We start from the raw sequence: 22,576 nt of genomic DNA on the forward strand, positions 1-22,576 counted from the left end.
TCTCCCACGGAGAGGGTTGGGGAGAGGCTTTATTTTTTATTATAATTGATCAACGTCTAATTCTACATATTTAATTCGCTGGCGTCGCCAGGTATATACAATATGGACCTTACCATCCTTACCTTGAATCACGGACGGATAAGAATACTGGCTTATCGGGCTATCTTCCAATACAACCGCAGCATCCCAAGTCATTCCATCTTCGGAAATAGCAACGCTCAAAGGAGTACGTACTCCTTTACGGGTTCCCGGCAGTGCTCCGAAATCGTTATATACTAACAGGTGACGACCGTCTTTCAACGTGACAGCATCCGTACCGGAGTTATTGTTAACCACCTCCGTCAACCGCAGCTTCGTCCATGAGTCCCCATTGTCTGCGCTCCAGGCTTCCGCTAATTTTCCGTTCCGGGTACGGCAAAGGATTTGTAGACGACCGTCTTTATGCTTCAACAAACTCGGCTGAATAGCATAAATAGGTTTCAGATTCTTGTCACGAACCACCTCTCCGCCTTCCGGATCATCTTCCTCTTCTGCTTTACCAGCATTACTCCCTCCCTGATGCTGGGTCAATAAAGCCAGATCAGCTTCCAATGGTCCTACTTTACGCCAAGTCTTCCCTCGGTCGTCCGAAATTTCAAAATGAATTCTCCACCCGTTCTCACCTTCTGTACTCGAAGGACAGATAATGCGTCCATTGATATATTCGGGCTTGTTCTTCACTGGTCCCAAGAAACCGTCCGGCAACTTCTCGGGAGAACTCCAAGTTTTGCCACCGTTTTTAGAACGTATCAGCCATCCCGTCCAGTTGGCTACCTTATCTCCCCTTTTATAAAAAAGCATCAACTCGCCTTTCGGTAGTTGAAACAACACAGGATTCCAGCAGGCTTCACGCAAAGTCGGTGTAATTACCCCATCAGCCACCTTTACCGGAGGCGTCCACACATCACTTCCCTTTACTTTTCGGCAAACCCAGATACAACAATCAGGATTCCTTTCCTTCGTTCCGCCAAAAAAGGCAGCTACCAGATCTCCTTTCGGAGTCTCGGCAACAGTTGCTCCATGACATTCGGGAAAGGCGGCCTGTTCATACAAGAACTGATCCTTCAAAATAGCCTTGTGCCGGGTAGGTATCTCCACATCGTAATGATAAGTCCCTGACCCCAATGTCTCCACTTTTCCATCGGGAAAGTAGACTTCAGCCGTGGTATTGACAGGAATAGTGATGTCCCATTGCAGATGAGTCAGCGTCTTGTTCCAATGGCTCTCCACCACCCCGTAAGGAGTTTTATAAGAAGCATTCACCCGGCTCACACCCTGTATCTCAAAACCGGGCTTCATCACAATCTGCTTGAAACCGACCTGCTGACGGCTACTCCGGATTCCTCCCAAACTTTCGTAACACCAAGAAAGTAAATCGCCCAACAACATAACATGATTGCCACTGTTCATCTCCGGACGAGCCGTATTTCCATTCCATAACTCCCAGATAGTGGTAGCTCCTTGTTCCGCCATATATCCCCAACTGGGATAAGTCCGGTTTGAAGCAAGCAAATAAGCGACATCGGCATAACCTTTCCGAGTCAACTCACGCAATAACCACTGCACTCCGATCACTCCGCAACAGATATGCCCCCCATTTTTGGTAATGATAGCAGTCACCACATTCTTTACTACTTCCGGTATATATGGTTTCGGTACCAGCCCGAAAGCCAAAGGCAAGATATTGGCAGTAGCTGTATTATTGCCATAATAAATGCTATCCGGATAAAGCGGATGACCTGGCACGGGTGAAGTTCCCGTTTTTACTGTCAAGAAACGGGCATTGAAAGCATCTTTCATCTTCCGTTCCAATGCTCCCCATTGGCGGGCTTCTTCTTCCAAGCCCTGCACTGAAGCAAAACGATGCATCAGTTGTAACATCTTCAGATAATAGGCCGTTGCAATCAATGAGCCGTCCGTCTTACGCTCTGGATCCCGACTATGGATCAATTCTAATGATTCCGGTGGAAGGCACCAGTCACCATATTTATCTTTTGTCAGAATAAAATCCTCCGTCATATACTCCTCACGCATATGTTTCAACCAACGTTTCATGGCATCATAATGCCTTTCTATCGGCTGTTTATTGCCATACTGCGTATACATCATATCACAAGAAAGTAAAAGAGCTGCGGGCCACGTCATATTATCCGAATAATAATTCCAGTAAGCCGGAGCCACATCAGGGATACAACCGTCTTCACGCTGGGCATCACAAATATCTTTTGCCCATTTGGCATATAACGGACCATTCCCGAACAGATAGCTTTCTCCCCAACATCCCATTACCCGATCGCCCAGCCAAGGCTGACGTTCATTACGTTGCGGACAGTCGACCGGCATTCCTTTATAATTGGATAGAATCCCCCAATAAGCATTCCTGTAAATCCGATTCAACGTACTGTCAGAACAAGAGAAAGTTCCCAAATGCTCCATCTCGTCACTTACTACTTCACCTGTAAAATCAGTTAACTCGGGAGAGGGATACCCCGTCACCTCCACATAACGAAAACCATGATAAACAAAGCGAGGTGCCCATGTCGTTTCTTTTTCAATCCCCCGGCATATATACGTATCAGTCACCCGGGCATCCCGCAGATTGTCCATATACAATTCACCGTCGGGTTGTAATAACTCGGCAAAACGAAGCCGGATGCTGTCTCCTGCCGCCCCTTTTATTTTCATTCGTATCCAGCCGGCCATATTTTGTCCCATATCCAAGATATACTTTTCACCGATTTTATGAATGGCCACAGGGGTGATACGATCTACCACTTTCATATTAGGCGTCATGGACGCCCGCAATGTACCTGTGGGAACACTCACCCGTTGAACAGGCAACCACGACGCATCATCATATCCTATCTTATTCCAGCCATCCATTTCTTTACGGGCGTCATATTCTTCGCCATCATATTCATTATTACTGCGGATAGGACCGTCAGCCGTCAGTTTCCAACTTAAATCACTGGCAATGGTTTCCGAACTGCCATCCTCATACTCCACGATCAGATTAAGACGCATTTTAGGGTATCCGAAATTAGCGATCTTATAAGGTTTGTAATTCTGACGCATCGTATAGAAACGACCGTTACCCAATGTCACGCCAATCGCATTTTTATTTTGTGTAAGCAATGAAGTGACATCAAAACTATTATAAAGAATCGTTTTACGGTAATCTGTAGGAACCGGTGCCAATACTTGCTCTCCTACTCTTTGCCCGTTTATAAACAGTTCGTACAATCCCAGTCCGGCAATGTGGATAGTGGCCTGCTTTACCGGTTTGCCCACCATAAACTCTTTACGAAGATAACGCGCACTCAATCTGCTCCATTGTGTCTCGCTATCCCACTCGAAAGCTTTATCCATACCGATCCAAACACCTTTCCAACGGTTTTCCGAAAGCAACCCCATAGTCCACATGGAAGAGGTGCTCCACGGGGTTTCACCGGCAGTAGTATAACTCTTTACTTTCCAATAACAACGCATGTTGCTTTTCAATTGCTTTCCGGCATAAGGTACCCATTGAGAATCCTCACTCTGCACTTTGCCGGAATCCCAAAGATCTCCTTCGTTCTTATTTAATTTTTCCGGTGAAGAAGACACCAGAATATGATAACCCGTTTGCATTACATTTCTCTCCGTCGACGTAATTTGCCAACTCAAACGGGGAGCCGGAGCATCGATACCCACCGGTGCCACTAACTGCTCTGTTCTGATTTCTGTAATAACCGTATCCGCCCGTAACTCTTCACATAGAAAAAAAAACAATAGCAAAGAGAGGGAATAAAAAAATTTGTTCATAATTCGATGTTTTATAAAAAGTCAAGAAAGTAGTTAAGTAGTCAAGTAGTTAAGTAGTAAGTAGGAGATAGACCGGTGAGTTATTAAGTAATCAAGTAAATGAGTGGCTAAGCAAAAGTAGGAGATAAGAGATAAACAAATAATTGATAATCTGTTATTAAACAACGATCCACAGAATAAATCCATCCTACTTGACTACTTAACTACTTGACTACTTTCTTGACTACTAATTACAATCACTGTTCAAGTGTCCTCCAATCCTTTCCAATATAATTCTTATCGGTATCGATCGCAATAAGTACCTGATCATTACCACTCATATAGCCGGCATCATATTGGAAAGTAGTTATCTTATTATCATATTCGCCGATGTAAGTCAACTTTCCGTTTTTGGTGTTATACCACCATACATTTTTCTTTGCACCACTGATCTTGGTCAAGTCGATCTGCATCGGACGGCCGGTATAGTTGTAGACCATCAGATAATCATTTCCCCGAGTGGCTATGGCACGGTCATAACGTTCACCGTTTACTCCGGCAATCACACTCTGATCGGGAATGCGCTCGAAATAGGGAACACTCAACATCAGATTCTTCAAATATTTCATCTGATTGTATCCGGGATCTTTCAATGCATCCACCCATGTCTTTTTAGAACCGTCTGCTCCAAAAGCACCGATCACTCCGGGTTTAATGAACTGCATAATATCGTTATGACCATAAGTATGCCCGAATGAACCTGCAAAAACCGACCAATAAGCATAACGCCGCACATCACCATCATGCCAGCGAGTCTCATTCGGATCATGAAGTCCCTGGGGAATATCTTCATAGACCGGCTCACCGTCGATCACCGGTTTCATAGGTTTCATAGCCATACTGCGTTCTACAAAACGCCAGTTATCCTCTTCCGTATTTTCCTCAATCGGATAATCACCATCTCCCTTACGTTGTCCATAACGCCTGTGCCCACTCTGAAACATATTGAAATCCAACCAGTCCGCATTATTAAACCATGCAGCCGAAGTGGTTCTTCCCCGTGGATGGAAAGTCATCAGATGATGAGTATCAATGTCCCGGATAGTACGGGCCAACGCTTCCCAAACATCCGTCTTCACATCTCCGCGTATATCTCCACCGATCATCCAGACGATATTGGGTGCATCTTTATAGCGTTCTGCAAGAAATTTCCCATAGGCCTGTGCTTCTTTCACATTCATTAATCCGTCATCGACAGGTGTCCCCCAAATGCACACCATACCAATATAAATTCCTTTCTTCTCGGCTGTTTTGATAATATAATCCATATGATCCCAATAGCCGTAAACTCCTTTCTTGTCGATGTTTTTGAAATTAAACCCATCAGGCAATGAATATTGACCGTATATATTTATGGAAGGAACTTGATTCATGGTCTGTATCTGCACCACATTATATCCGGCTTGTTTACAGTTCTCCAGATAATAAGCGGCTTCCTCCCGGTTCAGACATTCCGGCAGCAACCATCCTGTTTCTCCCAGCCAGAAGAACGGTGTTCCGTTTTCATGTTTCAGATAACGTCCCTCTTCCGAAACGACCAACCTCCCATTTTCCCATGGCAACCGTTCTCCTTTCTTTTGCGCAGCAACGTTCTCACCGAATAAAGACAAAGCCAATAAAACCAGCCAGCTAAAAAAAAACTCTTTTTTATCCATTAGTTGTTATATTACGTAATTATTTATGGTTTAACTTTTCATATTCGATAGCCGCAAGAATAAAACTTCCTACGGATTTAGGATCGTTCTCAATAACCGGTTCAGATATATAATATTCATAACTTCCGTCCCGATATACCGGTTCGCCACCCAACCCGGCTACCGCACAGCAATTCGTTATCGTATAAGAGCCATCCTGCTCCTCTTTGATGAACTCCTTCAACATACCGTTGAAAGCCCTGTCTGTCATCGTTTTATAATCCGTAGAGATATATCCTTCACGAATAGCCTTACTAAAGAAATAGACAAATAAAGCAGTAGCCGAAGACTCTAAATAATTTCCTTCGCTGCCACCTTTGTCGATTACCTGATACCACACGCCCGTCACCGGATCCTGATATTTTACTAATGAAGCCGCCAGACCGTTGATCAACGTCAATATCGTATCTCTTCCGGCCGTTTTTCCGGGCAGATAATCGAGTACATCTACCAAAGCAGCAGCATACCAACCGATACTACGGCTCCAGAAGTTCGGTGAGCACCCCGTCTCCTTATCAGCCCAAGCCTGCTCACGGCTTTCGTCCCAGCCATGATAATACAATCCGGTGGCAGGATCATACGTTTTACGGGCTATCAAAGTGATCTGATTCACGACATCGGCAAATACTGTCGTATCACCAAACACCGTCCCATATTGTGACAGATAAGGAGAAGCCATAAAAATGCCGTCCAGCCACATTTGGTGAGGATACCTCTGTTTGTGCCAAAAACCGCCTTCCCGGGTACGGGGTTGTTCCGCCATCTGCTTGCGCAACGTGTCCATCGCTATTTTATACCGACTATCGCGTGTGCGTTCATAAAAATCAAACAATATCTTTCCCGGATTCACATTATCAATATTAAATGAAAGATAATTCATCGTCCGTATCCTTCCGCTTTCATCAATCAGACTATCGGCATAGATCTTTGCATATTCGTAATAAGTACTGTCTCCTGTATGTTTCCACAGCTCAAGCATAGACTTTACCACCAGTCCGTGTGTATATCCCCACCGGGGTTTCTTTGCTTTCTCGATCATCCAGGGCTCCGGGAAACGTTGTATCTCCGAACGCGCCATTTTTACACTCCAAGTCTCTTTTTCCTCTTTTCCACCATTCGTACAGGATATGAAACCTCCGATCAGCAAGAGAGGAATTATCCATTTAATCATCTTTTTATCCATATTTGTCATCTGATTTATTTACCAATAATCCTATATTCTTTTCCCGGCTCTGTATGCAAATCGTACAAATAGGTTTCAGGTAAGTTCACTTCATGAAGTTTAGCTTGTACATTAATCAATGGAGCCGCTATTTCAGGAGTACGATACAGGGGATTCGGATTATTCCCTTCCGCCGGTTGCAACCCCTCTCCGGTCAATCGATTCAAGGAACGCAACCGACAGTTTCCACCGTGTCGTGAACGGATAACTACCTGCTCTACTTTTCCTTTTTTCCACCGGATATCCATTTCAAAGCCACCGCGCGCCACGATACCCTTTATTTCTCCCTCTTCCCATACATCCGGAAGAGCAGGAAGCAGATAAATAAAACCATCATGACTCTGCATCAACATCTCCACAATACCGGCAGTACATCCGAAATTCCCATCGATCTGAAAAGGCGGATGAGCATCAAACAGATTAGGGTACGTACCTCCTTTTTTCTTTTCATTCCGTACAAGAGTCAGTTGTTCTGTAATCAGTTTATAAGCATGATTCCCATCGAGCAAACGTGCCCACAAGCAAACTTTCCAGCCCATACTCCATCCTGTAGACGGATCTCCGCGATGAATCAACGAAGTACGTGCCGCGTCAAACAATTCAGGAGTGCGATACGGTGATATTTGGTTACTGGGAAATAAACCATACAGATGAGAAACATGCCGGTGAATATCATCCGGATCATCCCAATCGAACATCCATTCCTGCAACTGCCCCCAACGGCCGATTTGCATAGGTGGCATCTCCTTCAGGCGTTCTTCCAAATGACTGGCATATTCAGTATCGACTCCCAACAACCGGGCAGTAGCAATGATTGATGTCCATAAATCAAATACCAACTGATTATCCATGGTACACCCGGCAGCAGTCGTGGCTTTACCACCGCTTCCGGCATGCGTGTTCTCCGGAGAATTGCTCGGACACACCACTAACCAGTTATGCAACGGCTCTTTCACCATAGTTTCATCAAAAAAACGCCCCGCCTCTTTCATAATAGGATAAGCCGAACGTAAAAACTCTACATCGCCCGTATACAGATATCGCTCCCACAAGTGCCGGCAAAGCCAAGCTCCACCCGAAGGCCACATTCCCGAAGGTGCTTTATCCAAAGGACCGGTAATCCGCCATATATCCGTATTGTGGTGAAGTACCCATCCTTTCGCACCATACATGATTTCGGCCGTCTCCTTTCCAGTCTCGCTAACTTCACGCGTCATCCGAAACAACGGTTCATGGAGTTCACTCAAATTGGTCACCTCGGCAGGCCAATAATTCATCTCCACATTAATATTACAAGTGTATTTGCTATCCCACGAAGGGAAAAGTTTATCATTCCATATTCCTTGCAAATTGGCCGGTTGTCCGCCCGGTTGGGAAGAACAGATCAGCAAATAGCGGCCAAACTGAAAATAGGTGGCCACCAAACCGGCATCATGGGTTGTTTTAAATTTTTCTACCCGTTTATCGGTAGGAAGCTGCTCCGTACTCCCCGTTCCCAGATTTAAACTGACACGATCCATATACGCTTTGAAAAAATCGATATGAGACTGCTTTGCTTCCGTATAGTTCTTTTGCATAGCCTTCTCCAAATACTGTCTGGCACGTTCCACTTGATCAGCGCTGATATCCTTGTAATTGATGAAGTTGGTGGCAAGCGAAACATATACAACTGCTTCATCGGCACCCTCCACCGTGAGAACGCCATCTCTACATGAAACGGCGCCACCCTGTACCCTTGTGGCCAAACGTCCCTGAAATTCGACTTTCCCTTTCAACCCCTCATGCCACGAAGACACTCCGGAGAGCGTGACACATTCTCCATCCGTATCAACCAATGCATCCTGATGGGGCGTAGTCAACACGGCATTAAACGTTATCTTTCCGGGTCTATCGGCTGTCAACCGTACCATGATCACCTGATCGGTAAACGAAGTAAACATTTCACGCAGGTAATTAACATCGTCTACCCGATAGCCTACCTTCACACAGGCCGAATCCAAGTTTAGCTCCCGATAATAATCCCGATACCGTGTATGCCCGGGAAACGAAATACGCAGATCTCCGAAGCTTTGATAAGGCATACCGGAATTTGTTTTAGACATTACTTTTTCTGTGGCAAGTGTTTGCGCTTCCAAGTATTTACCGGCAAAAACCAATTCCCTTACTTTCGGAATATACTTCAACCCTTCCGGATTTGCATTATTATTAGGACGACCGGCCCAAAGAGTTTCTTCATTCAACTGTAACTGTTCCACAGCCGGATTTCCAAATACCATAGCACCCAAACGCCCGTTTCCCAAAGGCAAAGCCTCTGTCCATACCTGAGCCGGACGGTCGTACCATAATTTATGTTCCTGTGCGGAAAGCCACTCAAAAGAGATCGCCAGTAAAAGGCAAAAGCTTATCGATATTCTTTTCATGTATATGTGGTAGTATAATTCTATATCGAATAGACGCAAATACCGGTATTTTGTACTTATTCCGCATAAAAAAAGTAAATAGAGACAGTACAAGAGATGCTTATAATACGTCCTTTAGCAAAAGTAAAATCAAACGATATGGGAAAGATAAACATGCATTCCTGGATACAGGAAAAGATCGATACCCCTCAACGATGTGCCATTCCCATCATGACACACCCGGGTATCGAGTACATTCATAAAACTGTACGCGATGCCGTCACTAACGGACAAATACACTATGAAGCCATACAGGCACTGTGCGACCGATACCCGTCTGCCGCAGTCACGGTAATCATGGATCTCACGGTAGAAGCAGAGGCTTTCGGTGCGGAAATTGTTTTTCCGGAAGACGAAGTTCCCAGTGTAAGCGGACGTCTGCTTCGTGATGAAGCAGCCATTGAATCATTGGAAGTCCCCGCTCTAAACAAAGGACGGATTCCCCAATATTTGAAAGCCAATATGCTGGCGGCGGGACACATTACCGACCGGCCTGTATTTGCCGGTTGCATAGGTCCCTATTCATTAGCAGGACGACTTTACGACATGTCCGAAATCATGATGCTCATTTATATCAATCCCCAAGCCGCCATCACATTATTGCGCAAATGTACAGACTTCATACTCCGCTATTGCATGGCTCTGAAAGCTACCGGAGCCAATGGTGTCATCATGGCCGAACCGGCTGCCGGATTATTGTCCAATGAGGATTGTATGCAATACTCGTCCATATTCATTAAAGAGATAGTCGACAAAGTGCAGGATGAATATTTCTCTGTGATACTACACAATTGCGGAAATACCGGAAACTGTACGGCAGCCATGGTTTATACCGGATCGGCAGGCTACCATTTCGGGAATAAAATCGACATGGCAGATGCATTGAAAGAAGTTCCTTCCCGGACATTAGCTATGGGAAATCTTGATCCGGTAAGTTTATTCAAGGCCGCTACGCCTGAAAAGATGAAAGCGGAAACCTTGCACTTGTTGAAAGAAACCGAAAAGTACCCTAATTTCGTCCTTTCTTCCGGTTGCGATATTCCTCCTTGTACACCATCTGAAAACATCGATGCCTTTTATGAGGCACTAAAAGAGTTCAATCAAAACAGATAACCCAGAAAATGATTGAACAACAACTCACTCTTTCCGATTTGCCTGTCTCATCATCCGAAATCTACGAGATGATGGGATATGGCAATCAAACGGTTCCTGAGCCGGAAATAGAAGCAGAGACACAAAAGTTACTAAAACAAATTTCCGCCATTGCCCGTCCGTCTTTTCTTTTTTTTAGTATAAACGGACAATTAGACACAATGAAAGAGACATTAACCGTGAAGCATATCACCTTTCATTTAGGAAAGATCATAACCCGGCAATTAAGAAAATCGGAAAGTTTTGTTTTTTTTGTTGCCACAGCAGGCTACGATTTCGAGCGGTTTCAACAAACATTACGGCAGGAGAACGATCCCTTAAAAAACTATATTGCCGATACAATAGGTAGCGTCATTGCCGAAAAGACAGCAGACTGTATGGAGCTTGCATTAGAAAAGTACATTGCCTCCCAAGAGTGGAAACATACCAACCGGTTCAGTCCCGGCTATTGCGGATGGCACGTTTCCGAGCAGCATCTTCTTTTCTCCTTATTTCCATCCCCTCATCCTTGTGGTATCCACCTCTCGGATTCCAGCCTGATGATTCCTATCAAATCGGTAAGCGGAATCATCGGAACCGGTTCCGCCGTACATAAAGTTGACTATACCTGCGGTCTGTGTACTTACGATGCATGCTATCGCCGGAAAAAGAAATAACTAAACAGGCTATGAATGCCCATTGAAAAAAAGATAAAGCCCCAACATGACAACAGCAAGCAATACCCATGCCACAACCACCCCTTTCGATGTTTTCTCCATCACCTGTTTTATATCAAACACCTGTTTTGAAGAACGTTTATCAAACAGACTGATTAATACCATCCCCATACTGATAATTACAAACAGATAGAATGATAACATCATGAAATGAGGCCAAAACGAATATTGTCCGACAGGAAATACCCATAAATAAAGGACACCGACTCCGATGCTGAAAACTGTTCCCAAGGTCAAAGCCAGATTCGCCGCCAACGTAGTAGTACGTTTCCAAAATACACCAAGCAAAAATACTGCTGCCATCGGAGGAGCGATAAATCCTAATACAGACTGGAATATATTGAATAAATTCAATCCCTTGATGCTATCGATGGCAACTGTAATAACCACAGACAACAAAGCACCAACCAACGTCACAACATGCCCTGTACGGATAATCTCCTTCTGACTGGCCTCCGGGTTGAAGTTTTTCACATATATATCCATTGTGAACACCGTGCTCAATGCATTCAGAGCCGACCCGATAGTGCTTACCAGCGCCGCCGTCAACACCGCCAGAACCAAGCCCACCATACCGGTCGGAAACAAATTCGTCACCATAGTCATATACGCCTCATCCGGATTGGCTAACTCCGGATAAAGTGCCAGACACAAAATACCGGGCAAAATATACAAAGGAACATCCAATATCTTCAACCATCCTGTAAAATTAGCTCCTTTCTGACCCTCTTTCAGATTCTTTGCAGCCAGAACCGGTTGTACCATCGACTGATCCGTACACCAGAACCAGACCCCCATAATGGGATACCCCAATATAATGGGAAGCCAAGGGAAAGCCGGATCATCCTTCGACAAAAACAGATTCCAGTAATTTGCCGGTACGGCATCCACCAGTGCGTCAATCCCCCCGACCTTGTATATTCCTGCAACTGTAAGTGTTGCCGACACAAAAATCAACAACAGCATTTGATATACATTAGTATAAGCCACCGCCTTTAATCCGCCCGCCATCGTGAAAAATGCAGATATAACCAATAGAGTCAATGCTGATTGCCACATCGGTATATCAAAGACCTGCCGGATCAAAACTCCACCGGCAAACAAAGTCAACGCCAGCCAAGAAATCAAAATAGTAACAATGGTGTACCAAGCCAGAATATTACGGGTAGACTGCCCGAAGCGGTATCCCATAAACTCCGGCAAAGTGGATACATGCATTCCTAAATATCGTGGAGCAAAAACAAAAGCCAATAAAGCAATAAATACAAAAGCATACCAAGCATAATTGCCTGATACAATGCCGGTAGTGAAACCGGCACTGGCCGAGGCAATCAGCATGGAAGGCCCCACATTGGTTCCCCACATGGAAAAACCGATGTGATGCCATTTCAATGAGTTCTCTGCAAGAAAAAGACTGCTCCCTTTCTTCCTTTTCAGGCTGGCCCATATTCCAATCGCTACTAATATTAAAAAATAAGTGATCAGGATACCCCAATCCAGCGTATCTAAAAATTTAACATGCATCATTCCGGTCGGTATTAAATAAAAAGTTCTACATCATTTATCTATTGACGATGAAGGCTCATCAATTCCTTTGCCACGGAAACAGCCGTGTTGGCATTGTCACTATATCCGTCGGCCCCTATTTCGTCGGCAAATCCCTGGCTGACAGGTGCCCCGCCAATCATCACTTTAACCTGCCTGCGAATACCGGCAGCCTCCAACGCATGTATCACCTCTTTCATATACGTCATGGTAGTGGTCAGCAACGCACTCATACACAAAATATCCGCATGATTATCTTTCACAGCCTCAACAAACTTATCACACGATACATCTATACCGATATTAATCACTTCAAATCCACAGCCTTCCAACATAGAAGCTACCAAATTCTTGCCGATGTCATGCAAATCTCCTTTCACCGTACCGATCACAACTTTACCAATTGTAGTAGAAGCCGTTCCTTGCAACAATGGTTTCAATAATTCCAAAGCACCTTTCATCGCACGACCGGCCATCAACAATTGGGGAACAAAAGCCTTACCGTCCTGAAAACGCTGTCCTACTTCTCCCATCGCCTTTATCATATATTTATTTATGATTTCCTGGGGAGCAACCCCATCGGCAATAGCCTGTTTCGTCACTTCCACGGCAGATTCCAGCCTTCCGCCTACAATAGCGTCGAACAACGGTTGCAGAGCCTCGTCAGATTTCTCCGAAACCCGGTCGATCTTTATTTTCTCAAGCTCGGTGTCATTGACGGAGTTTTGCTTCTCTCCGGTTTCGCCAACAGCTTCCGAATTTACTTTCGACGTATACTCTTCCACTATCTTCATGGCTTGTTCCACCTCTTTTTCATTATGAAAATCCATCTCGATATGCACCCCGTCACCACCGATGGCATCGAGTAAGGGTTTCAACTCGTCAAGTGTAACCCAACAAGCCATCACACTCTTACCGGCAGCCAATATTTTTCTATACAGATCGTACCACTTCGGCGAGCCTCCCTGCGGTTCGCCTACCCCCGGCGTCCATTGAATAGCATTCAGTTCGTCTATCTCAAGCAAAGCAGGCAGATGGTGCATCGCTCCTACTCCATCCAAATGATACAACGTATACTCGATTTTTCGACATTGCTCCCGGATAAATGGTTGCACGAAACGACGATAATCATCTTCACTGATCATAGTCGAAATATCGCTTTGCAGTTTAGTCATCTTACCCGGTGCCCACGATGAGAAATAACAGAAAGCCATTTCATCTCCTTCACGGATAATATCGTATAATTCATCGAATACCTTAAAATAGATATCATTGATTTGCTGCATCTGATGTTCCAATACCTCCGGCTGCATGACGGTATCCAGCAAAACTTTGTCTGTACCTTTTAAAGCGGCCAACACATCGAGCCCTTCCATCAAATCGGGCATACCTACATAGTAATGTCCGGCAGCTTTCTTTTTACAAGCCTTCAAAAGCTCTTTATGCAATATCCAGTTGGGATGCTCCGAATTAAAAACAATATCCTCTTTGAAGTCCGGATCGGGATGTATCCAAATCGTATCCTCTCCCCCTTCGAACACACCTCCCAAAATAGCGGCTAACGAACCAGGTCCCAACTGCGTATTGGCTACGGGAAGTATATCCGCCATCAAACTGCTGTGAGCCACATACCAATCCAGATATCCGGCTCTCCATTCCGGATCAAACCATTTTTGATTCAGATCCACGGGGGGGAGAGGAGTTGCCACCCCGGCATGCGGTTCCACTCCTTCCTGAAAGTGTTCCCACATATTTAATACGATTCCTTTATGATTCCACCAATCCAAATAATGCTGTTTGGTCTCTTCTAAATTGCTTTTCCAAGTTTTCATACACTCTGCCAATGTTTTATGAATGTTAACGATCTGCCCAAAATCCCCTATAGGCATCGTCTATTTTTACCAATATGCTTTTACTCAAATCCATCTCATCCGTACAATCCACCTCTTCAGGATACATCGGAATAGTCGCGCCTCTACGCACATATACAGGCATTTCTTCAAGAGGAACGTCTACCTTCTTCAGCCAACACTCCCCTTCAAAACATTCACCTGTAAAGAAGTTTACCCATTCTCCTTTAGGAAGATAAACATCCCGGTATCCCTCACTATTCATAACCGGAGCTACCAGAAAATCATCACCAAAGTAATACTCATCATCTATATGCCAACAAAGCTTATCCTCCGGATGATGGAAAATCAATGCACGCAATACCGGATAGCCGGTACGGGTTGCCTTTTCACTTTGCTCCATAATATAAGGAATCAATGCATATCGCAGTTTCCACCATTTCTTTACAATCGAAGCAATCGCCGGATAACTCCAAGGTTCCCGTTTGCTGGTCCCATGATAACGAATGTGCGATGAGAAAACTCCGAACTGCGTCCACCGCACATATATATCATCAGAAACGGGAGAATTCATAAAATCGGGCAAGCTGTGAAAGCCCGGCACATCGTGACTCCAAAAAGCAAACCCCGAAAGTCCGAAATGCAACCCTCCTTTTAGAGAACCTGCCATTCCGTCCCATGTACTGGCCGAATCTCCACCCCAATGAAGCGGATAGCGTTGGCAACCGGCCCAGGCAGCCCTCGCCCACACAATACCGTCACCAGTCACTTCCTTGGTAATTTCATAAGCTGCCTTTTGATAAAGTAATGCATATAAATTATTCAGCAATTCGGGTGTCATGCCGTAATAGGCCGCATCCATATGAATATTCTCTCCAAAATCGGTTTTAATGCATACCACTCCCATATCGAGCAGTTTTTTCAACAATCCTTTATACCATCCGACTGCCTTCGGATACGTAAAATCAATAGTACCGGCATAATCGAGCGCTGAAAAGTTCGACCCCTCCGTATCCTGTTTCTTCGTCAACGGACCGATAAAACGATTGGCTTTCGCTTCCTCTATCTGTTCGGCATCATCTGCCACATAAGGCAATTGCCAAAGAGACACCCGGTATCCTCTTTCTTTCAATCGCCGGATAAAGTTCTCCGGTTGCGGAAAACGTTCTTCATTAAATTTCCATTCACATAACCAGTCGGTTTTAAACCACCCCGTATCCAGATGAATAACATCACAAGGATAATGTTCGGCACGCATACGGTCACAAATAGTATTTACTTCGTCCGCACTAAAATAAGTCATACGACTCATCCATACTCCATAACTCCAAAGCGGCAACATTGGCGGAAAACCGGTCAAGCAACGATACCCGTAAAGAATTTCCTCCGGCATATCTCCACCGATCAGAAACACATCCAATTGTGCCTGATCATTCAGAAATTGTACCGAGCGTGTAGAATGATCGGCTAATGAAAGTTTACAATGTGAACTGGTATGATAAAATACTCCATACATCCGGCTCGACAGATAGAAAGGTATATTTTTATAAGCACGGCGGTTATTTACACCTTGTCCGTCCTGATTCTTCAACTGAAGCGTATGCCCGCTCAAATCCATCTTATAAAAACGTTCGCCTGTACCGGCAAATGCTTCATCGGGCAAACATTCGAATGAAACGGTAGCCCGTTCCTTACGCCCGTTCTTTGTGCAATATGCCAAAGGAAGAGCATCATGTCTCGGAGGAGAAAAATGATCATAGGCACTGAGCCGGACCGACTTCTTGGTATCCGGGTAAAAAGTAATATCCAACGTTTCCTGCGGGGGCGGAAGCAGATTGCTCCAATGCTCAAGTACAGGTTCGCGCAAATTGATAAGGGCACGCAACTGACCATCTTCATCACATACACTCCACAAACCGTGATCCTCACTCACTGTCAGCGGTACCTTACGAACGTCGGAAGCCATTTTCAACATTTCTGTCTCCTCCTCCCAATCGGCCTCTCCCAACCCAGTATATAAACGAAGGATATGGGGCGAATAATAACGGATTTTCAGGGTATATTCTTTCCGTGAAACATTCACGTCCGCAGCCATATCGTTTGAAAGCATTTGTTTCTGAAAAGGAACAGTCAAATATATATCCCCCCCCCTTTCATAGATAGAAGTAGGTTTACAAGCTTTCCAAAGGGATTCGTCGGTCTTCAGTTCGGTATCGAAATCCAGAAAATCGAACAAATGATAATTAGTTTGTTTCATGGATACTATCTTTTAAATAATTATATTCGGGTTGCAGTCCGGCTGCCGATTTTATTGAATCCGATACAGTCGGGCCGTTGTTTATCCACACATTAGCAGGACCGGGACGGTTGGCATCAAACAAGGGTTCCGGACACCAGTTGTCTTTCACCCGGTATCCATCGGTAGCTTCATCAAAATAAATATAAAAAGCCCGGTCGTTGGTAGCATAAGGGGCATTTCCCAACTGTTCGATCCGATTGGCGGTCATCTCCGAAGACGGCTGATTGGATAAAGTATACAAACCGCCGGCATCATACAATTGCAAGGCAAAATGATGTACATAATTCGCATGAATCCGGTTATTTTTCATTCCGCTATCCAACGGTGTCCATCCCCAACCGACACAGATACCGGAATAGTTCACATAACTCACTTCATTATGTTCGATCGTCATATTACGCACGTATCCCGCACCGATACCCACACATCCCCAATCTTCATTGGTCACTTCCGTAATCAGATTATTGGCGATACGAATGTCAGAGCAATATTCTCTTTCATCTTCCGGCATATAAGGGACATGCGTCTCAAAACCGCCGGCAGGGAACGCTCCCAATGCCAAAGCAGTTCCTCCGATATCGGTGAACAAACATCCTTCTACACGACAATTATTTACCACCCATTCATAATCCAGCCCTGTGGCTCCCAAATGTTTAAAAGTACATCCTGAAAAGTTAATTTGCCGGGCTCCTCTAATTTGCAAAGCTGCTCCCGGACGTTCGATCCAGGCTTGGTTTTCCAATTCCGCCTTTTCCGGTAGTCCGGGAACAGCAAGCTTATAGGCATCCTTCAGATACATCCCCCCCTGTAAAGTAACATGCCCATACAAAGAAGGACGATTCCAGGATGCATATTCAAAACTAACCCCTTTAAATGAAATATAAGAAACGGTTCTTTCTAAAGAACCATCCACTTCCAACAGTGTTTCCAATACAGGTGCTACTACTTCTGTCGTTGAAAGATCCACATTTTCTTTCGGCCAATAATAGATTTTTCCGGAAGGATACTCCTGATACCACTCCCCCGGCCGGTCCAGCAAACGAATTGCATTACCCAACGTAAAGGAAGAATTTCCCTTCTCACCTCCGATAACCGGCTGTGGCCAAGGATGCTGAAACTCAAGGCGGCTTTCTGGCTGATGAAACGTGACACGGGTACGTTCCCCCTGCACCTCCCAATCTTTCACGCGCAAGATAGCAATCGCCCAGCGCTGATGCACCGTCATTTCCAACCGGGATTCATTTTCCAACCCTTTTATAGCCGGAGTAGGCACCCATATCTCTCTTTTTTCCGTATCGAAATCAAGTATCCGTTTCATCTCACCCGGCGCAAGCCAAGTCGTACGAATAGCTTTCTCTCCGTTTACCCATAATTGGCGGAACTCCAATATCCGGTTACCTATCTCGGGAGCATCCGCCACCCACACTTTTCCGCGTGCAACTTCCGGAAGCCCGGCAGGAAAATCTGTAACCGGTTTCCATCCGGTTACGCGGATTCCCCCACTAAGCACCGCCTTTCCCGGTTCCACAGCCTCTATGACTGTAGGCGACTCCTCCGTTCCACTATCCTCCGGACGTAGAAACAGTATCTCGTCCTGTGGGTATATACCTCGTTCCAATCGAATATTAATTCCTCCTTCGACCGCCGGATCGGATAAGCGACGCCATTCCCTTGCCTGCTTCAGTGCTTGTGCTACTGTACGTAAAGGCATCTCCCGAGTCCCCGCATGCTTGTCATTTCCTGTTACGGAAACCCATATTTCACCTGCAAAAGCGAAATTTACAGTACACAATAAAGCTATAATAGAAATAGACAAACGATATTCCATATGCAATCGAATCTTTGAATAATTCAGACAATCTGCTACTTCTTAATAAACTTAATGGTTTCACTTAAGCCTTACTGCTGAATCTTCAAGAAATAAATGCCCATCGGCAAAAACGAAACATCCAATTTACATGCTACATTCGGAGATACATTACAGGTTTCCGTCAACACGCTGTTTCCGTAAGCATTCATGACCTGAATCTTCGCATCACCGGTACTCTCGGTAGAGACGTATAAATAATCAGTCACAGGATTGGGATATGCATTAACCGCAAATTGCCTGGTATCGGATACCGGTTCAACGCCTACCGCCCGGTCTCCTACTTTCACCCCAATATTTCTTGTACAGGCAGAGCCTTCGGCATCCGTAACTGTAAAATCAACGTAAAAAATTCCGCCAAAGCTCTCTTCCGGAGTTATCTTCAGGATGTTGCCATCCACAGTCGCTGTCCCGTTATCTATCTTCGTTACTGTATAAACCGGATTCTTTTCAAATCCACGGGTATATTTCGTCAAATCGATTTCAACGGTTTCTCCGGTTTTTACTTCGTAATGCGGTGTAGCCATCCAATGCAAATATTCTTCCAGATTAGTATACCCATCCCTGTCATCATCAGCATTTGAATCGGAGAAATCACCTTCCGGTGAATTCGGATTCAATCCGAACATCTCTTCCCACCAATTAGGCAATCCATCCCGATCCGTATCAAATTCATCCAGATCAATTGTTATTTCCGGATAATTCTCATAACCACCAGCATCCGCTTCATTATCTATCAAGCCTTTTTTCCCTGTTTCGCTTCCGACATATGTATAAGACCCTTCCAATGTTTCACGCACGATTCGTTGATCGTGTTCATCCAAAAGGGGAAGATTGCAACCAACATCAGACAAGACTGATTTATAAGCATCTTTGGCGGTATGTATAGTGGCATAAGAGGGGAAAAACGGTTCATCGGGAAATACCTCATAAGTCGGTTCGGAAGAACCGCTATCCAAAGTATATATACGTCCAAACTGATTGTCCGTACCGTCATTCAGAAGATTTCCGTTTTTATCTTCAATGATATTTCCAGAATAATAAGCCTGTTCCGTTCCCGCTCCAAATCCCTTAATTTCCAGTTTCAAGATGTGACCGACAGTCGTTGCCGCTCCTTTTTTATAATAGTTGTTCACAAAGTTCAATTTATGCACTTCACCATCGGTAGCACGACTTCCATAATTATAAACCACATTATTAAATACGTCGAGTTTGCTTACCCACGTTCCGCTTCCGTCAATCGCATCTCCCACACTCCAATTACGCCCATTGCAATGAGCCAATAAATTATGATGAAAAGATCCGGTTTGTCCGCTAATGGTTCCGGCATATCCGTGTTCCGTTCCCGCAGGATAATTCTGATGTCCTGCACAATTCAACGCTTCAGATATCAATGTTCTCTGCAATGTAAGATTTTTCGCTCCACGAGAGCTGAATGCTTCATCGATTGTCCAACTAACCGAACAATGGTCTACAATACTATGATTTGTACCGGCCATTCCCAGCCCGTCATAAGTAGTTCCTCCTCCCAAGCGGATCCTCAGAAAACGACATACTGATTCACTGTTAATCCCTATCGGAGCCGCCCGAAAACAAACTCCTTTGCCCGGAGCGGTTTGCCCGGCTATGGTTATTTGTTCATTCGACATTATTCTGGATTCCAAACGAACGATGCCGGAAACAGCAAACAATACGGTACGAGGCCCGCTCCCATTCGTTACCGCCTCACGAAAGCTACCGGGACCGGCATCATTCAGATTAGTAACATAGACCACCTTACCGCCACGGCCACCACGCGCATAACGGCCATACCCTTCTGCACCGGGGAAGGCCAATTGACACGGCATAAAACTCCATACTTCTCCTTTCGTCACAGTTCCGTCTTCTTCCACTTCATCCACACGCCAATAGTAAGTATTCATACTATAAAGATTCGTGCAGTCAAAAGTAGTATTCGTCTGAGAAGCTTTGTAGCAAGACGAAGTCTTATCCGCATTCGTAACCAGATTCAAATCCGTCCCCAAATACACATCATGTAACACCGCACTCTGAGCTGCTGTCCACTTCAATGTACAGTTACCATTTTCTACTTCAGCATGCAAATCCCGATCTGCGGGAAAAGGAGACTTTGCTTGTTTACCGGCATCGGGAACATCGAGACAGAAACCGTTTATCACTATATTCCATGATGCATCGCTCGGACTATCCTCGTTCGACCGGAAAGTAACCACAACCGGTTCATTCTCTTTCACATCGAATGTGACATAGGCAGTAGCAGCGTCATACGTACTCAACACCCGGTTCGACTGCATCAACCCTTCTACTTTCAACTCACCATTTACAAAGACATCAATCATACCGAACGTCTTGTCATCCGGACTATCCAGCGTATTGTGATAAGTCAATAAAGAGTGGGAGCCGGGCGCAAGACCTTCTATCGTCATATCTATTTCCGCATACATATCTCCTCCATTCACCGTCAATCCATCGCTAACCAACCGTGCATAATAAGGAGCCTGAATACCTACTTTATGCCAATGAGATTTTAAACTGGCTCCGTCAGATTCTTTTCCATTAGCCATTGTAATTTTTATGCCATTAATTACTTTAGTAGTATCTACACAGTTTGTGATAACCCAAGATTCATAACCCGGTTCGTGAACTTCATCCAAAGCCCGTTCGTCTTTATTAAAATCAACTTTAACAGGTGATTGTGCCAAAATACCAGTTGAGATCAGCAACATGGCAAAAAGAGTAAATCTGTTTTTCATAATAACCATTTATTGTAGTATATACACTTATAAACGAACAAAGCAATTCGGTGTACTCATTTTATTATTAGAAAATGCCTACGGTAGTTATTCTTCCTTATTATAAATTTACCACTTTCAATGCTTTGACTCTAATCAGATTCATAGCTATAAAATAAGCATCAAGATTTGAAATTGGAATACAAGTATGGCGTGTTTTCCGGATAGAACGTTCATGAAGCTGTCATATTGACAAGTATAAGCAAAGTTGCTTTTTTCAAATCAGTAGGACAAGAAGATTTTACGGGAAGCAATGCTCCAATATAAAACATTGTATATCAAACAAACCACCATATCCCAAAGAGAAAGAAGACAGATTCACTGGTACAGGAAATTAATATTAAGGCTATGTTAAACAGCTTTCTTTGTTAGGTAAGAATACGCTTTCTTGCACTTAAGATATTAATGTTTTGCGAAGAGGAAACAATACTTATAAAAAAGCAATTAACTATGTTAAATGCATAACACAGCCACTTTTCAAAAGCAATACATAAAATCTGCTAAGATTCGACTTTTTTATAATATTCAATGGGATCTTCCCAGCTCATCAATAAACTTCGTCTTTATCAAATTTCCATTTTCATCATAGTATTTCCATTCACCATACTCAACACTGTCATCTATCCAAGGACCTTCTGTACAAAGTAGCATACCTTCTTTTTCAATATTCCCATTAGGATAATACGATCTATAATGACACTTATATTTATGCAACCACCACGTTTGCCCACTGTTATAAGATATACGAATTGTATTAATTGCAAAATCTTTTGCATCCGCCTCCAAATGACCATAATTCCCAAAATAATACCAAATTCCAGACATATTACCATTCTCATAACTACCAAAGAAACTCAATTCCTTTTTGGAATTATACATACGATAAACCCCATCTTTTACCCCATTTTTATAATATTCTTCATAAATCCAACCACCGACCTGCTCTCGCCAAAAACCATTCTTCTCACCTTTGTCATTATACAAGTTAATCTGGCCTGCACATTCTTTTTGGGAATATGCAGATAAAGAAAATATGAGCAACAAAAAGGAAAATACAATTTTCAAATATTTATCATTCAT

General features: G+C 44.2%; 12 protein-coding genes. 2 read left to right on the forward strand and 10 right to left on the reverse strand.

What is annotated here, in order from left to right; translation table 11 throughout:
* Positions 1 to 39 precede the first annotated feature (39 nt).
* From QVP90_RS11360 to QVP90_RS11375, 4 genes are all read right to left on the reverse strand, one after another.
* Entirely contained in the window at positions 40 to 3,843 is a 3,804-nt protein-coding gene (locus QVP90_RS11360; RefSeq protein WP_021936487.1) for a family 78 glycoside hydrolase catalytic domain, read from the reverse strand.
* 236 nt (positions 3,844 to 4,079) lie between these two features.
* Positions 4,080 to 5,537: a glycoside hydrolase family 140 protein gene (locus tag QVP90_RS11365; RefSeq protein WP_021936488.1), complete on the reverse strand. Its 1,458-nt coding sequence runs from the start codon at positions 5,535 to 5,537 to the stop codon at positions 4,080 to 4,082.
* A 19-nt stretch (positions 5,538 to 5,556) separates the two neighbouring features.
* Positions 5,557 to 6,759: a glycoside hydrolase family 88/105 protein gene (locus QVP90_RS11370; RefSeq protein WP_021936489.1), complete on the reverse strand. Its 1,203-nt coding sequence runs from the start codon at positions 6,757 to 6,759 to the stop codon at positions 5,557 to 5,559.
* Between the two features lie 14 nt (positions 6,760 to 6,773).
* Complete coding sequence (locus tag QVP90_RS11375) at positions 6,774 to 9,218, reverse strand: glycoside hydrolase family 95 protein (RefSeq protein WP_192909949.1); 2,445 nt, start codon at positions 9,216 to 9,218, stop codon at positions 6,774 to 6,776.
* A gap of 138 nt (positions 9,219 to 9,356) precedes the next feature.
* Between QVP90_RS11375 and QVP90_RS11380 the strand changes: the two genes are divergently transcribed.
* Together QVP90_RS11380 and QVP90_RS11385 are read left to right on the forward strand one after the other, a co-directional pair.
* Entirely contained in the window at positions 9,357 to 10,370 is a 1,014-nt protein-coding gene (locus QVP90_RS11380) for a uroporphyrinogen decarboxylase family protein (RefSeq protein WP_005925532.1), read from the forward strand.
* An 8-nt stretch (positions 10,371 to 10,378) separates the two neighbouring features.
* Positions 10,379 to 11,065, forward strand: coding sequence for a vitamin B12 dependent-methionine synthase activation domain-containing protein (locus QVP90_RS11385; protein ID WP_021936491.1), 687 nt, complete (start codon positions 10,379 to 10,381; stop codon positions 11,063 to 11,065).
* Between the two features lie 9 nt (positions 11,066 to 11,074).
* Here the strand turns inward: QVP90_RS11385 and QVP90_RS11390 are convergent, their stop codons facing one another.
* From QVP90_RS11390 to QVP90_RS11415, 6 genes are all read right to left on the reverse strand, one after another.
* Positions 11,075 to 12,649, reverse strand: coding sequence for a sodium:solute symporter (locus tag QVP90_RS11390; protein WP_264381138.1), 1,575 nt, complete (start codon positions 12,647 to 12,649; stop codon positions 11,075 to 11,077).
* Between the two features lie 41 nt (positions 12,650 to 12,690).
* Positions 12,691 to 14,502 (reverse strand): corrinoid protein, encoded by a 1,812-nt coding sequence (locus tag QVP90_RS11395; protein WP_264380776.1) that lies wholly within the window; start codon positions 14,500 to 14,502, stop codon positions 12,691 to 12,693.
* A 25-nt stretch (positions 14,503 to 14,527) separates the two neighbouring features.
* Positions 14,528 to 16,777 carry a glycoside hydrolase family 31 protein gene (locus QVP90_RS11400; protein WP_021936494.1) on the reverse strand — a complete coding sequence of 750 codons (2,250 nt, stop codon included), beginning with the start codon at positions 16,775 to 16,777 and terminating at the stop codon, positions 14,528 to 14,530.
* Positions 16,764 to 18,647, reverse strand: a complete 1,884-nt coding sequence (locus tag QVP90_RS11405; RefSeq protein ID WP_021936495.1) for a right-handed parallel beta-helix repeat-containing protein — start codon at positions 18,645 to 18,647, stop codon at positions 16,764 to 16,766. Before QVP90_RS11405 ends, QVP90_RS11400 begins: the two co-directional genes overlap by 14 nt.
* Positions 18,648 to 18,718: 71 nt before the next feature.
* On the reverse strand, positions 18,719 to 21,457 hold the full coding sequence (locus QVP90_RS11410; RefSeq protein ID WP_021936496.1) for a T9SS type A sorting domain-containing protein: 2,739 nt from the start codon (positions 21,455 to 21,457) through the stop codon (positions 18,719 to 18,721).
* Positions 21,458 to 22,021: 564 nt separating this feature from the next.
* Positions 22,022 to 22,576, reverse strand: a complete 555-nt coding sequence (locus QVP90_RS11415; RefSeq protein ID WP_021936497.1) for a hypothetical protein — start codon at positions 22,574 to 22,576, stop codon at positions 22,022 to 22,024.

Source organism: Bacteroides sp. CAG:189, from assembly GCF_000432295.1.
GTDB lineage: Bacteria > Bacteroidota > Bacteroidia > Bacteroidales > Bacteroidaceae > Bacteroides > Bacteroides salyersiae.